The sequence below is a fragment of the Flavobacterium aquidurense genome, assembly GCF_031458035.1.
Classification (GTDB): Bacteria; Bacteroidota; Bacteroidia; order Flavobacteriales; family Flavobacteriaceae; genus Flavobacterium; species Flavobacterium aquidurense_C.
In genome coordinates this window covers 170,859-184,919 of record NZ_JAVDXR010000004.1, presented here as the reverse complement: position 1 = coordinate 184,919, position 14,061 = coordinate 170,859, and the positions used below count along the sequence as shown (strand labels likewise).

Here is a 14,061-nt window from a genome sequence, read left to right as displayed (position 1 = left end):
GATGAGAGGGAAAATCCTTTTGTGCTGGTCCCGAGGCTTCGGCAGGCACAAAAGATTGGAAAGGAACAGCGGGATTGCTCCTTAAAAATCAAAAGTTAATTGGTAATCTATAATGGTATTTGTACGATGATTTCTTAACTTTGTTAAGAAGATGATTTTTCTTATTCAATTTAATCTAAATGCCATGAAGAAAGTTTTTACCGTACTATTGATGTTGTTTGTTTTTGTTTTTGGTTTTGCTCAGGGGGGAAAAAAGCTGGATAAAATTATAAAAAGAGATTATACGATTATAGAATGCACGATTTCGAAAATGTCCGATCAAACGGTTGAATATTCATTGCCGGGAGAAACGATGCAAATTGTACTAAATGTTTCGCAAATTGCCAGAATTGATTTTGCCAGCGGACGTTCACAGACTTTTGATGTATCGGCTGGACGTACTGCTGAAACTGTTTCAAGTGAAGGTATTACTGTTGCTGAAGCTAAGCCAAATACTATTGCGGTTTTGCCTGTTCCTTACGTAAATTCAGATACGCAACAGGGCTCTGAGGATATGGCGAAATTTGCCCAAAATGATATGTATAACAAATTGTTAGATAAGTCGGCTAATATTTTTCCGCTTACAGTTCAGGATTTGAGAACTACGAATAGTTTGCTTCATAAAGCCGGAATTGACCATACGAATATCGATGAAACGCCAATTGCAGATCTTGAAAAAATTCTGGGAGTTGATAATATTGTAGCTGCAAAAATTTCGTATACGATGTCAACTAGTTCAACTGCTTCGACTTACGGGAGCGGAAGTACTACTGTCAGCAATAATGATAAAAAGGTGAAGTCAAACGATTATTCTACAACTACGGCCAATCAACAAATGTATTATTACTACAACGTTTATTTTGACATGTACAGAAATAATACTAAAATCTACTCGCAAACACGTAAACCCTTCCTAAATTTGAAAGACAGCTGGATTGATTCTATTACATATTTATTGAAAAGAAGTCCGATTTACACTAAGAAATAAATGAGAAAATTTAAATCAAAAATAAGTATTGGACTGATTGTTTTTTTAGCTGTTCTTTTAGGCGGAATGCTTATGATGCTGCTGTATGATAGATCCTGGATGGTATCTTTATTGATTTTTTCTCAAATTGTATTTATTGCACACATGTTTGCAAACACTTATTATATTGTAGAAGACGAAAAACTGCATATAAAAAGTGGTTTGTTAGTTAATTTTTCGCTTGATATTCATCACATAAAAAAGATTTCTGAAACCAATAGTTTAATGACCGGGCCTGCAGCTTCTTTTGACAGACTTGAAATTACGTACAATAAATTTGATACAGTTTTAATTTCTCCAAAAGAAAAAGCAGCGTTTATCGAACTAATTAAAAAGATAAATCCTGAAGTAGAAATAAAATTAAAGAATAAAGAAGCAAGAATAAAGAATAAAGAATAAAGAATAAAGAATAAAGAAGCAAGAATAAAGAAGCAAGAATAAAGAATACAACCTTTGCACCTTTGCAACTCTGAACCTTTGAACCTCAAGAAGAATGTTTCACTTATTAGATATTATCGGTACGATGGCTTTTGCCATGTCTGGTGCTTTAACTGCAATGCATAAAAAACTAGATCCATTTGGGGTTTTTATTATTGCCTTTGTGACCGCAGTGGGCGGCGGAACACTTCGCGATGTTTTAATAGGCAGAACTCCAGTGGGCTGGATGAAAGATTTACAATATGTGTATGTGATTATTTTAGGTTTTTTTCTTGCCATTCTTTTCCGTAAAAAATTTGAAAAACTAAGAACTTCACTGTTTTTGTTTGATACAATTGGACTGGGCGTTTTTACGTTAATCGGACTCGAAAAAGGAATTTCGAAAGGTTTGCATCCTGTAATTTGCATTGCTTTAGGTACTATGACAGCTTGTTTTGGTGGTGTAATCCGAGATATTTTGTGTACGGAGATTCCAACTATCTTCAGAAGGGAAATTTATGCAACCATCTGTATTTTTGGCGGAATTGTTTTTTTTGCCCTTAAAGGACTAAACTTAGATAATGACATTTTATATTTACTCACTTCAGTAGTAATTATTACCGTACGTTTGCTGGCGGTAAAATTCAAATGGTATTTACCGGCATTTGATCACAAATAGATTTTAAATAAATATATTAGCCACAGATTAATAGATTAAAAAGATTTTTGGCAAAGAATTTGAAAAATCATTCTAATCATTAAAATCTGTGGCTAAAAAATGACAAAGTATATCATAAAGAAATACGATAAGAGCGATTACGCTGTCTGGAACGAATTTATCGCTCAGGCTAAAAATGCTACGTTTTTATTTCATCGTGATTTCATGGAATATCATCAGGATCGTTTTGAAGATTTTTCGCTTCTGATTTTTGAAAAAAATAAATTAATCGGTGTTTTGCCTGCCAACATCGTTGAAAACAATATATATTCACATCAAGGTTTGACGTACGGCGGATTGGTTTATAAAGAGGAAACTAAACTAGTGTCAGTAATAGGAATTTTTCGGGAAATTTTATTTTTTTTAAAAGAAAGTAAAATGGAGAAATTATATTTAAAAACACTTCCTTGCATTTATCATTTAAAACCTGCCGAAGAAATTTTATACGGTTTGTTTTTGGCAAATGCTAAATTAGTAAGGCGCGATTCGCTTTCTGTAATCGATTTGACGCAGGAAAAAGTGATATCAAAGATTCGGAAAAGAGGTATTCAAAAAGCAATTTCGAAGCAATTAATCATCAAGGAAGAGACTGATTTTGAGTCTTTTTGGGATGCAATTTTAATTCCGAATTTAGATAAAAAACATAAAGCAACACCTGTTCATTCTTTAAAAGAGATACAGAGTTTAAAAAGTCATTTCCCTGAAAATATTCATCAGTTTAATGTTTATTCTGAAGGTGAAATTATTGCCGGAACCACCATTTTTGAGACTAAAAATGTGGCGCATTGTCAATATATTTCAAAAAATGAAAAGCAGGAAAATTTAGGAAGCTTAGATTATTTATTTCACTATTTAATTGAAGAAAGATTTACAGAAAAAAGGTTTTTTGATTTCGGAATCTCAAACGAAAATAATGGAAAAAAACTCAATGAAGGTTTGTCATACTGGAAAGAAAGTTTTGGTGCCAATGTAATTGTCCATGATTTTTATGAAGTTGAGACATTAAACTATAATAAGTTAAACGATATTCTTGTTTAAGAATTAAAAAGAATTAAATGATACCATTTCTGGATCTAAAAAAAATAAACCAACCTTATGAAACTGCTTTTCAGGAAAAACTGAAAATGGTTTTAGGAAATGGCTGGTATATTTTAGGGAAAGAATTGGAAACGTTTGAAAAGGCTTTCGCCGAATATAACCAAACGAAATATTGCATTGGAGTAGGGAATGGTTTTGATGCCTTAGTGTTGATTTTTAAGGGTTATACCGAGTTAGGAAAACTTCAAAAAGGAGATGAAGTTATTGTTCCTGCAAATACTTATATTGCTAGTATTTTGGCGATTATGCAAGCTGAGTTAGTTCCGGTTTTGGTTGAGCCAAAATTAGAAACCTACAATATAAATCCTGTTTTGATTCAGGAGAAAATCACACTCAAAACAAAAGCTATTTTAGCAGTCCATCTCTACGGACAATTGTCTGAAATGGAGAAGATAAATGAAATTGCAAATCAAAATAATCTAATTGTTGTAGAAGATGCAGCTCAATCGCATGGTGCTGTCACAAATTCCAATAATCTTAAATTCCAAATTCCAAATGCTACTGATGTCACTCTGAGAGAAGTCGAAGAGAATTTAGGTGCGGTTGCTTTCAGTTTTTATCCCGGCAAAAACCTTGGCTGTCTTGGTGACGGCGGCGCGATTACCACAAATGATGCAGCGTTGGCGAAAGTGCTTTTTTCGCTTCGGAATTATGGCTCGGAAGTAAAATATCACAACAAATATGTTGGTATAAATTCAAGATTGGATGAGCTTCAGGCATCATTTTTAAATCTGAAATTACCGAATTTAAATGTTGACAATGAAAATCGCAGAAAAATCGCAAAACGTTATTTATCAGAAATTAAAAACGACAAAATAATACTGCCGTTTTGGGATTTGTCAGAGAGTCATGTATTCCATTTGTTTGTGATCCGAACAGAAAATCGTGAAGCATTGCAGCAATATTTGTCTCAGAATAATATTCAGACCGTAATTCATTATCCAATTCCACCGCATAAACAACAAGCTTTTGTAAATTGGAATAATTTATCATTTCCAATTACGGAGAAAATCCACAATGAAGTTTTAAGTTTGCCAATGAGTCCTGTATTGACCGAAAAAGAAGTCGATTTTATTATTAAGGTTTTAAATAAATACTAGTTTGTACTTTTTAAAAAAAATAACGCGGACCACTTTGTTTAAAATTACTTCTTTAAACAGTTTTAGCCTCGTGCTTAAAATAGGAATTGGCCTGATTACATCTAAAATTTTAGCTTTGTTTGTTGGTCCCGGTGGAATGGCCTTGGTGGGAAATTTTCGTAATTTTTTAACTTCATTGGAAAATATTGCAACACTTGGTTTCCAAAACGGAATTGTAAAATATGTAGCCGAAAATGAGAGGAATAGAAATGAACTTCAAAAAATAATTGCAACAGTTTTTATTACTTTGCTTACTATTGCAGGTTTTTTAAGTATAATTTTGTACTTCTTTGCAACATTGTTGAATGATAAAATATTTGGCAGTAATTATGATTATTCTTTTGTTTTTAGAATATTAGCCTTAGCCTTACCGTGGTATGCAGTGTCTGTGTTTTTACTGGCTGTTTTAAACGGGTTAAGTCAATTTAAGAAAGTTATATGGATTAATATTATAGGAAACGCGATTGGGTTGCTAGTATCAATAATAATGATCATTTATTTTCAAACACTTGGCGCCTTACTGGCCATTGTAATTACCCCTGCGCTACTTTTTTTTGTTACATTTTACTTTATAAATACAGAAATCAAATTTTTAGGTTGTATTCGCTTGTATTTGTTCGATTTTAAAATTGTAAAAAACCTATCGTCTTATTCTTTAATGGCATTCGTTTCTTCGGTTTTAGCGCCAATTATTTTTCTGGCCATTCGAAATAGAATTATAAAAAAATTAGGTATTGAGGAGGCCGGTTTTTGGGAAACAATGACCAGAATATCATCTTATTATTTAATGTTTGTGAGTACGATTTTGACCGTTTATTTTTTACCAAAACTTTCAGCTGCAAAGAATAATTTGGAAACCAAAGCTATTTTTTGGAGATTTTATAAATCAATTTTACCAATTTTTATTGTCGGATTATTTTTCGTCTATTTTTTAAGATTTACCATCATTCAAGTACTTTTTACAAAAGAATTTTTGCCCGTGACCGATTTGTTTTTATGGCAATTAATTGGAGATATCTTTAAAGTCGCATCGTTAATTTTAGGGTATCAGTTTTTTGCAAAAAAGCTTACATCAGCATTTATAATTGCTGAGTTGTTTTCTTTAACGGTTCTATATGGTTTAAGTTTGGTTTTTATGGAATACTTCGGAATTCAAGGTGTATTAATAGCTCAGGCGGTCGATAATTTTATTTATTTACTTATATTATCTCTGTATTTCAGAAAAACTTTATTCTAAATGCTGTTCCAGATCTTCAAATATTTTTCGGCAATTTTTATGTAATTATGTTCCTTTTCAATAAAAGCTCTGGCGCGTTTTCCTATTGCAATTAATTCTGTGGGATTTTCAATTAAAAAGGATAATTCATTAACCAGGTAATCAACATCCGGAAGTGCGTTTACACAAACTCTTTCTTCCAGATTATAATGATTGATGAACTCCATTTCTGCACCTGTAAAAACGACTTTTCCTCTTGCCATTGCTTCTAGTGCATTGTAACCTTGATCGTAACATAAAACCTGATCGAGCACAATATGCGCGTTTTGAAAAAGAGTAATGTATGTTTTATAAGGAGCATTTTCAGTTCTGATAATACCTACTTTAGGTCCATATTTTTTTTGAATTATTTCGATTGCTTCTTCAAAATAGCGAGTTCCTTTTTTTAGTGCACTGCTATTATTTTTGCCAAAAAAAATAATCACTTTTTCTTCAATATTTAGTGGTTCAAAACTTATTTTATCGGTATTAACTGGATTTGGAATTAACGTATTTTCAGGTAATGCAATTTTGTAATCTAAGTCAGAGACAATCGTTTTTGAAACATTTTTTTGTACAAAATCATATAAATTGCGATAATTTTTTTGAGTGTACTTAAGTGAAAAATAAAAATCTTTTGTGAGGTTTTTATTTTGTAAAAGAGGAGTTAGAATAGAATAATCCAAAGAACCTTTTAGCATGAAATCTATGATTGGGGTATCTTCTCCGCAAACCAAAAGAAAGCTTTTTTTATTTTGTTGAAAGAGTTGTTTTAGTAAGTATTTAGAAAAGAAAGGATAAGTTTCAATCGCATTTGAATTGATTAATTGTACAATATCATATTTTTTTAATTTTGGCAAAAAGAACCAAAATCGTATGCCTTTTTCGGCCAGTTGTAAATCAATTTTAAACAAGCGAAATAAAGCCTTGTTTAAATAGATCAAAATGCGGTTTTTTAAAAAATACTTAGGGAAAATAGAATAATCTACAGGAAATTGTTTAAAACTGTCTCCTGTTCCAATAATTGTAACTTCATGCGATAGCATTTGCAATCCTTCTTTTAAAGAATTATGTAATCTGCTATATTCTCCTACCAAGAGTATTCTCATTTGCGATGGAAATATTTATATTTACGTAAATATATGTGAAAATGTCAAATGTTTTTTCTGAAAATGATTTCGAAATTTTAATTGCTACCAAAGATAGAAGCAATTTAGATTTTTTGTTGCCAATGTTTTCATTTGAACATTTCTCCACTTTTAATCTCTTGATTATAAATCAATCTGAAAGCGAAAATTTAGTCTCTGATATTGATTCTGTAAGAATTATTAATGTTGCCGAAAAAGGTCTGTCTAAAAGTAGAAATAAAGCGATTCTAAATGCTTCAAAAAAAATCTGTTTGATTGCTGACGATGACGTTATTTTTGCCGAAAATTTTAGAAAAAATATTCTGTCAGCGTTCAAAAATCAGCCCAATGCAGATATTATTACATTTAATCATCAAAGACTTGGGCAGCCGCAAAAAAGTGGAGAAAAACCTTTTAAACATGACAAAAAAAGTATTTGGAATGTAAGTTCGATAGAAATTGCTTTCAGATTGGAAAAAATTAAAAATCAAAATTTAGTTTTTGATGAATATTTTGGATTAGGTTCTTTTTTTGAAACCGCAGAAGAGTTTTTATTTTTAAAGCATGCTCTGCTTCAAAATTTGAATGTTTATTTTAGCCCTGAAATTATTGTTTCGCATCCGCAATATTCATCTGGAAAAGATCAAGGTTCGGATGCTTTACTTTATGCGAGGGGTGCTTTGTTTTCTAAATTATATAATCATTTTGCATTTGTTTGGCTTGCGAAATATGTGTTTTTTTTAATTCGAAAAAGATATATTGGTTTTTCTTCAGCACATAAAAAATATAAAGCCGGTTTGGCAGGAATCTCAAAATTCAAAGAACTAACTAAAAAGAGGTTATGAGTACAAATGCAGATGTTAAGTTAATAGAAATTCCAAAAATTCAGGATAGGCGAGGTAATCTGTCGGTTATTGAGGAAACAACAATTCCCTTTAAATCTAATCGGGTTTATTATCTATACGACATTCCAAGTGGAAGCAGGCGAGGTGGTCACGCACACAAAATACAGCAAGAATTTTTAATTGCGTTGAGCGGAAGTTTTGATGTTGTGTTGAAAGACGGAAAATCTACTCAAATAGTAACACTTAATAAACCTAATGCAGGCTTGTTAATCGTTGACGGAATTTGGCGTGAATTGCGCAATTTTTCTTCAGGGGCAGTCTGTTTGGTTTTGGCTTCAGGAGAGTTTGATGAAGATGATTATATTCGTGAATATAAAAATTTCAGACTATTTAAAAACCGATGAACCTAATCCTAAATTTGCCAATTTAAGTTTAAAAAGAATCAAAAAACGGAGTAATGTACGCGAACGAGTTAATAAAAAGCGTTTTTTAAATCCTATTTTTTTTAAATCAATTTCTTTGTAATAATAATCGAAACGTGTTTTATTTGATGCTAATTTACATTTTATAGCAAGCGAAAACCGATTCAAATCCAGAAAGTATTTTAAGTCAGAATTTGTTTTTTCCAGTTCAGTAAATTTCGAAAAATCCATTTTTGCATTTAATAAATTACTGTTTTTAGACAAACTATTTTCATCATAAACATATCTTGCCAATATTTTCCAAGAGAATAAAACAGGGTAAACTAATCCAATTCTAATCCACAAATCGGTGTCTTGCCCGCTCTTTATTTTGGGATCGAAATTACCAATTTCTTCGAAAATACTTTTGTGAAATACCGCGCATGAAGTCCAAATAATCGTTTCTTTTAAACTCGCCTTAAAATAATTTACAAGCTCGTAATTACCTGTTTTATGAATAGAATATTGAGCAGGAATAGTTTTTTTGGAAGTCTCAATTTCGATGGCTCCGCTAAAAACTTTTTGGTCCGGAAAAACTTTTATTACTTCATGAATGACTTCTAAGAAATCCGGATACCAAAAATCATCAGCATCAAGAAAAGCGATATAATTTGATTGTGCTTTTTCGATACCAAAATTCCGTGTTACCGAAACTCCTTCGTTTTCTTTTGAATAATATCGAATTCTGGAATCTTTTAATTGCAATAATTTTTCCTCGCTCTTATCTGTAGAGCCATCATTAATTACGATTACTTCAAAATCTTCAAAACTTTGATTTAGGACACTTTGCATCGTATTTTCGATGAAGTTTTCTTTGTTGTATAACGGAATTATTATAGAGAAAAAAGCCATTTAATTTGAATTTAATGTGCAATAATATCCCAATCGATAAATATCAAAAAGAAAAAGTGATGGTTTTTTACCCAATAGGTTATGGATAAAAAGAGGTTTCAAAATTTTGAATCCAAACGCGATTAGCGATTGAAAATGGTATTTTTTTAATGTATTATTATAATGTGAAAGTCGGACATAATCGGGATGGATTAAACCAGAATCAACTAAGTTTTTTAATCCAATAACAGCTTCTTCAGATTTTCGAATAAATGTTTTACTGTCTTCTATTCCCAAATGAAAAACTGGGTTTTCAATATGAATAATTTCAATTTTATTTTGCATTAATTCAAATGAAAATAAAGTGTCTTCATGTCTTAAATTGGGGATGTTTTCATTAAAACTAACTACTGAAAAAATGCTTTTGGAAATCAAAAAATTTAACGTTAAAAAAGATATGTATGGATTTTTATTTCTTTCTGAAGTTGATAAAGCTTCTCGTTTACTGCCATAAATCCAACGCAAAAGCTGGTCTTTTGAAGGTTTTGTATTTTCGTATAAAATACCTCCATAAATAACTTTTTCAGTATTGTTTATTTGTGATATATATTTAGAAATAAAATCTTGCTGAACAGGAATAGTATCAGCATCCAGAAAAAGCAAGTTTTCATAAATTGCTTTTTTAGCTAATAAATTTCGAATAGAACTTCTGCCAATATTCTTTTCTAAAACAGAATAATGACAATTTTCAAATTGATTGATTTTTTGATTTTCTGCAAAAATTAGTGTTGAAAGATCATCTAAGCAAATAATTTCAAAAGTAATTCCATTAAAATTGCATTGCTTTACTAACTCGTTAATAAGGGGTAAAACATTATAATTATAAACCGGAATTAAAATGGAAAGCATTACACGCTTCTTTGAACGACTTCGAAGATTCTTTCATCTTCGCACTTCAATGTTTTAGAAGGGAATTTCATCAACAACGCATAATCATGTGTTGCCATGATAACTGTTTTTCCATTAGCATTGATTTTTTTCAATACTTCAAGAACCTCAGAACTTGTTTGCGGATCCAGGTTTCCGGTTGGTTCATCGGCAAGAATAAATTCGGGATCATTCAATAATGCACGTGCAATAGCCACGCGCTGTTGCTCTCCTCCGGATAGTTGGTGAGGCATTTTGTTTACAAAATCTTTCATGCCAACTTTATCTAAAACTTCATCAATTTTATGCTCCATTTCGCCTTTTTCAGACCATCCGGTAGCTTTCAAAACAAAAAGCATATTGTCTTTCACAGAACGGTCCGGAAGCAATTTGAAATCCTGAAACACAATTCCGATTTTACGTCTCAAATACGGAATTTCGCTTTCTTTCAGTGTAGCCAAATCAAATTCAACTATATGACCTTCACCCTCAGTTAAAGGCAAATCACCGTACAAAGTTTTCATGAAACTACTTTTTCCAGAACCAGTTTTTCCAATAATGTAGATAAATTCACCGTGTTGAACATCTAAATTAATGTGAGATAAAATTTTTCTTCCTTCTTGATATATAGTGACTTCTTTAAGAGATAGTACGATTTGTGACATAATAAAATTGATTTGATTGGTAAAAGTAAGAAGTTAACGGTTGGATTCAAAATAAATTTCAATCATTTCTGATAAAATATTGAAATGATTTTTTTTAACCATATAAGTCATATAAGGTCATTTTAGCGGATTGCAGAAAACATTTATTGCGAAAAATATTTAACCAAATAAGTGATGTAAGCTCATATTAACGGATTGTGGTGAAAGTTTTTATATCGAAAAACTTATATGACCTTCAGGGTTGTTATACGTTGCCAGAAACCTCTGGCTTATAATTACTTAGATGACTTATATGTTTCAAAAATTTCATTTCAGAAGCTGCTAAATGGGGTTTGTTAAAATTTTTGTTCATAATAAAAGCCGGGAACGTTTCGTTATAGACGGTATAAAATGATACATTTGAATACTAAATATAATTAAAATGCGTAAACTTTCCTGGTTCTTTTTACTCCAAATAATTCTTATTTCGACCACAGTTTCGGCACAAAAATCAGCTATATATACTTACGATTTAAAGGATTTCGACAAAGCGCTGGCTTTATATAATGATAAACAATATGCATCTGCACAACACATTTTCGAATATGTAAAAAATCACGCCACGACAGAAGAAGTTCAGTCGGATTGTGCTTATTACATCGCAAATTGCGCCATAAGAACCAATCAGGCAAATGCCGATGCACTGATGGAAAAATTTGTCAGTGATTATCCAACAAGTACCAAACAAAATCAGGCTTATATCGAAGTTGCACAGTTTTTCTTTGAACAGGGAAATTACCCAAAAGCTTTACAATGGTTTGATAAAGTTGACGAAACTTACATGAGTAAATCCGATTCTGATAAATTTAATTTCCAGAAAGGCTACAGTTACTTCAATGCTAAAAAGAAGAAGGAAGCTACAACCTATTTTAATAAAGTGGTGAATTCTCCTGAATTTGGTTCTCAAGCCAAATACTACTTAGGATTTATGGCTTATGAAGGCGACGATTATAAAGAAGCAACCAAATATTTTGATGAAGTTTCAGGCGAAGAAAAATACAAAGAAAAGCTTTCCTATTATCAGGCTGATATGAATTTCAAGCTTGGAAATTTTCAAAAGGCAATTGATTTAGGCCAAAAAGCAATGGCAAAATCAAATGAATTAGAAAAATCGGAGCTGAATAAAATTATTGGAGAAAGTTATTTCAATTTAAAGCAATACGGTAAAGCGATTCCTTTTTTAGAGCAATATGCAGGAAAAAAAGGAAAATGGAATAATACCGATTTCTATCAATTAGGTTATGCTTATTATGAGCAGAAAGATTACGAAAAAGCGATTTCTCAATTCAATAAAATCATTGAAGGAAAAGATTTCGTAGCGCAAAATGCCTATTACCATTTAGGTTTGAGTTATTTAAACACAGGTAAAAAGCAGGAAGCTTTAAATGCTTTTAAAAATGCTTCTGAAATGGAATTTAATGCTCAAATTCAGGAAGATGCGGCTTTGAACTATGCAAAATTAAGTTACGAAATTGGAAACGCATATCAAACCGTACCTGGAATTTTACTTGATTTCTTGAAAAAATATCCAAACAATTCAAGCAAAACTGAAGTAGAAAAATTATTGGTTGATTCTTATATTTCTTCTAAAAACTACAAAGAAGCTTTGGTTTTATTAGAGAAAAACAGATCGGCTGAGAATAAAGCGGCTTACCAAAAAGTGCTTTTTTACAGAGGTTTAGAATTGTATAATGAATCAAATTATTCAGAGGCGGCAAAAATGTTCAGAAGCGCAATAAGTGAACAAAAAACTCCTGAGTTTACGGCTCGTGCGACTTTCTGGAAGGCAGAAACCGAATACATGACAGATGATTTTGAGAACGCATTATTGAGTTACAAACAATTTGCAGGTTTGGCTAGTGCTAAATCAACGGAAGAATACAAAAACATCAATTATAATATTGGTTATACTTATTTTAAATTGAAAGAATACGATCAGGCTGCTAATTCATTTCAGGCTCAAATCGATAATTCAAAAGAAGATAAAGTTCGTTTAAATGATTCGTATTTACGTTTAGGAGATTGCCGATTTGTAAACGCAAAATATAGTGCAGCAAATGAAGCTTATGCCAAAGCAATTGATGCAAAAGGAGTTGATGCCGATTATGCACAGTTCCAAAAAGCAATTTCATATGGTTTCATGTCTAAAAATGATAAGAAAGTGGAGGAGTTGAATAATTTCCTTCAGATGTATAAAAAATCATCTTATCGTGATGACGCTTTGTTCGAACTTGGAAATACTTATGTATCTGAGAAAAAGAACGATCAGGCGATTAAAACGTATGATCAGTTAATTTCAGAATATAAAAACGGTTCATTTACCTCAAAAGCAATTTTAAAACAAGGTCTGATTTATTATAATTCAGATCGTGATGAGCAGGCTTTGGTTAAATTTAAAAAAGTGGCTGCCGAATTTCCTAAAACTCCTGAAGCTTTAGAGGCAGTATCTACAGCAAGATTAATTTATGTTGATTCAGGAAAAGTAGACGAATATGCAACATGGGTTCGTACGCTTGATTTTGTGTCTGTTACTGATGCGGAATTGGATAATGATACTTATGATGCTGCTTTTAAGCAATATAGTCAAAACAATAGCAAGCAGGCGATCGCTGGTTTTACAGGATATGTGAGTAAATTTCCAACTGGGCTGCACGCTTTGGAAGCTAATTTTTATTTAGCGCAATTGCTTTATGCAGATGGTTCTGAAAACAAATCTGTAAGCAATTATCAATATGTAACAGATCAGCCAAGAAATGAATTTACAGAACAAGCTTTAACGAGATTATCTCAGATTTTCCTAAAAGCGAAAGATTGCGGTAAATCTATTCCAGTATTAATTCGTTTAGAAAATGAGGCTGATTTTCCTCAAAATAAAAGTTTTGCACAGGCTAACTTGATGAAATGTTATTATGATCAGAAAGATTACAGCAATTCGGTGATTTTTGCTGAGAAAGTATTGCAGAATCCAAAAGCAGATTCCAATGTAAAAGCAGATGCTCAGATTATTGTAGCCCGTTCCGCAATGCAGTCAGGAGATGAAGACAAAGCTAAAGCAGCTTACGCAAAATTATCAGCTACATCTAAGGGAGAATTGGCGGCAGAAGCTTTGTATTACGATGCCTATTTTAAAACTAAAGAAGGAAAGTTTGATGCTTCAAACGTTTCGGTTCAAAAATTAGCGAAGAACTATTCGGCTTATAAATATTACGGAGCGAAGAGTTTGGTTTTGATGGCGAAAAATTTCTACGGATTAAAAGACAGCTATCAGGCGACATATATTTTAGATAATGTAATTAACAACTTCACAGATTATCCTGAGGTGGTTGAAGAAGCTAAAAAAGAATTAAGTGACATTAAATTGGAAGAATCTAAAACGAATTCGTCTATCACAAAATAAGAATATAGAATATAGAATATAGAATATAGAATATAGAATATAGACGCAAGATGCAAGAGAAAAGATTTGAAAAAGT

13 protein-coding genes are annotated in these 14,061 nt (G+C 31.7%); 9 read left to right on the top strand and 4 right to left on the bottom strand.

The window, feature by feature from the left end:
• Positions 1–184: 184 nt before the first annotated feature.
• The 6 genes from J2X17_RS08270 (at position 185) to J2X17_RS08245 (ending at position 5,675) form a co-directional block, all read left to right on the top strand.
• Positions 185–1,027 (top strand): hypothetical protein, encoded by an 843-nt coding sequence (locus J2X17_RS08270; RefSeq protein WP_310296446.1) that lies wholly within the window; start codon positions 185–187, stop codon positions 1,025–1,027.
• A complete protein-coding gene (locus J2X17_RS08265) occupies positions 1,028–1,465 on the top strand; it encodes a PH domain-containing protein (protein WP_310296443.1) in 438 nt (145 codons plus the stop codon). It begins immediately after the preceding gene.
• 94 nt (positions 1,466–1,559) lie between these two features.
• Positions 1,560–2,162 carry a trimeric intracellular cation channel family protein gene (locus tag J2X17_RS08260; protein WP_310296442.1) on the top strand — a complete coding sequence of 201 codons (603 nt, stop codon included), beginning with the start codon at positions 1,560–1,562 and terminating at the stop codon, positions 2,160–2,162.
• Between the two features lie 99 nt (positions 2,163–2,261).
• Positions 2,262–3,239: a GNAT family N-acetyltransferase gene (locus tag J2X17_RS08255; RefSeq protein WP_310296440.1), complete on the top strand. Its 978-nt coding sequence runs from the start codon at positions 2,262–2,264 to the stop codon at positions 3,237–3,239.
• Positions 3,240–3,256: 17 nt separating this feature from the next.
• Positions 3,257–4,399: a DegT/DnrJ/EryC1/StrS family aminotransferase gene (locus J2X17_RS08250; RefSeq protein WP_310296438.1), complete on the top strand. Its 1,143-nt coding sequence runs from the start codon at positions 3,257–3,259 to the stop codon at positions 4,397–4,399.
• Between the two features lies 1 nt (position 4,400).
• Entirely contained in the window at positions 4,401–5,675 is a 1,275-nt protein-coding gene (locus J2X17_RS08245; protein WP_310296436.1) for an O-antigen translocase, read from the top strand.
• Here the strand turns inward: J2X17_RS08245 and J2X17_RS08240 are convergent.
• A complete protein-coding gene (locus J2X17_RS08240) occupies positions 5,672–6,802 on the bottom strand; it encodes a glycosyltransferase (RefSeq protein ID WP_310296433.1) in 1,131 nt (376 codons plus the stop codon). The two genes, J2X17_RS08245 and J2X17_RS08240, sit on opposite strands and share 4 nt — an antisense overlap.
• A gap of 41 nt (positions 6,803–6,843) precedes the next feature.
• On the opposite strand from J2X17_RS08240, the gene J2X17_RS08235 reads away from it, so the two are divergent.
• Positions 6,844–7,665 carry a glycosyltransferase family 2 protein gene (locus J2X17_RS08235; protein ID WP_310296431.1) on the top strand — a complete coding sequence of 274 codons (822 nt, stop codon included), beginning with the start codon at positions 6,844–6,846 and terminating at the stop codon, positions 7,663–7,665.
• On the top strand, positions 7,662–8,069 hold the full coding sequence (locus tag J2X17_RS08230) for a sugar 3,4-ketoisomerase (RefSeq protein ID WP_310296430.1): 408 nt from the start codon (positions 7,662–7,664) through the stop codon (positions 8,067–8,069). Before J2X17_RS08235 ends, J2X17_RS08230 begins: the two co-directional genes overlap by 4 nt.
• On the opposite strand, the gene J2X17_RS08225 is transcribed toward J2X17_RS08230, so the two are convergent.
• The 3 genes from J2X17_RS08225 to J2X17_RS08215 are packed head-to-tail and all read right to left on the bottom strand — an operon-like array spanning position 8,052 to position 10,549.
• Positions 8,052–8,978: a glycosyltransferase family 2 protein gene (locus J2X17_RS08225; protein WP_310296429.1), complete on the bottom strand. Its 927-nt coding sequence runs from the start codon at positions 8,976–8,978 to the stop codon at positions 8,052–8,054. The genes J2X17_RS08230 and J2X17_RS08225 overlap by 18 nt on opposite strands.
• Complete coding sequence (locus J2X17_RS08220) at positions 8,979–9,866, bottom strand: glycosyltransferase (RefSeq protein ID WP_310296426.1); 888 nt, start codon at positions 9,864–9,866, stop codon at positions 8,979–8,981. It abuts the gene before it with no gap.
• Positions 9,866–10,549, bottom strand: coding sequence for a cell division ATP-binding protein FtsE (locus J2X17_RS08215; protein WP_310296424.1), 684 nt, complete (start codon positions 10,547–10,549; stop codon positions 9,866–9,868). The genes J2X17_RS08220 and J2X17_RS08215 overlap by 1 nt, the downstream gene beginning before the upstream one ends.
• 421 nt (positions 10,550–10,970) lie before the next feature.
• Here J2X17_RS08215 and J2X17_RS08210 point away from each other — a divergent pair, with 421 nt between their 5' ends.
• On the top strand, positions 10,971–13,985 hold the full coding sequence (locus J2X17_RS08210; protein WP_310296422.1) for a tetratricopeptide repeat protein: 3,015 nt from the start codon (positions 10,971–10,973) through the stop codon (positions 13,983–13,985).
• The last annotated feature ends 76 nt before the right edge of the window (positions 13,986–14,061 follow it).

Excerpts from the sequence above, each read along its gene's own strand:
- J2X17_RS08270 (WP_310296446.1), top strand. The coding sequence starts at position 185 with ATGAAGAAAGTTTTTACCGTACTATTGATGTTGTTTGTTTTTGTTTTT.
- J2X17_RS08265 (WP_310296443.1), top strand. The coding sequence starts at position 1,028 with ATGAGAAAATTTAAATCAAAAATAAGTATTGGACTGATTGTTTTTTTA.
- J2X17_RS08260 (WP_310296442.1), top strand. The coding sequence starts at position 1,560 with ATGTTTCACTTATTAGATATTATCGGTACGATGGCTTTTGCCATGTCT.
- J2X17_RS08255 (WP_310296440.1), top strand. The coding sequence starts at position 2,262 with ATGACAAAGTATATCATAAAGAAATACGATAAGAGCGATTACGCTGTC.
- J2X17_RS08250 (WP_310296438.1), top strand. The coding sequence starts at position 3,257 with ATGATACCATTTCTGGATCTAAAAAAAATAAACCAACCTTATGAAACT.
- J2X17_RS08240 (WP_310296433.1), bottom strand. The coding sequence starts at position 6,802 with ATGAGAATACTCTTGGTAGGAGAATATAGCAGATTACATAATTCTTTA.
- J2X17_RS08235 (WP_310296431.1), top strand. The coding sequence starts at position 6,844 with ATGTCAAATGTTTTTTCTGAAAATGATTTCGAAATTTTAATTGCTACC.
- J2X17_RS08230 (WP_310296430.1), top strand. The coding sequence starts at position 7,662 with ATGAGTACAAATGCAGATGTTAAGTTAATAGAAATTCCAAAAATTCAG.
- J2X17_RS08225 (WP_310296429.1), bottom strand. The coding sequence starts at position 8,978 with ATGGCTTTTTTCTCTATAATAATTCCGTTATACAACAAAGAAAACTTC.
- J2X17_RS08220 (WP_310296426.1), bottom strand. The coding sequence starts at position 9,866 with ATGCTTTCCATTTTAATTCCGGTTTATAATTATAATGTTTTACCCCTT.
- J2X17_RS08215 (WP_310296424.1), bottom strand. The coding sequence starts at position 10,549 with ATGTCACAAATCGTACTATCTCTTAAAGAAGTCACTATATATCAAGAA.
- J2X17_RS08210 (WP_310296422.1), top strand. The coding sequence starts at position 10,971 with ATGCGTAAACTTTCCTGGTTCTTTTTACTCCAAATAATTCTTATTTCG.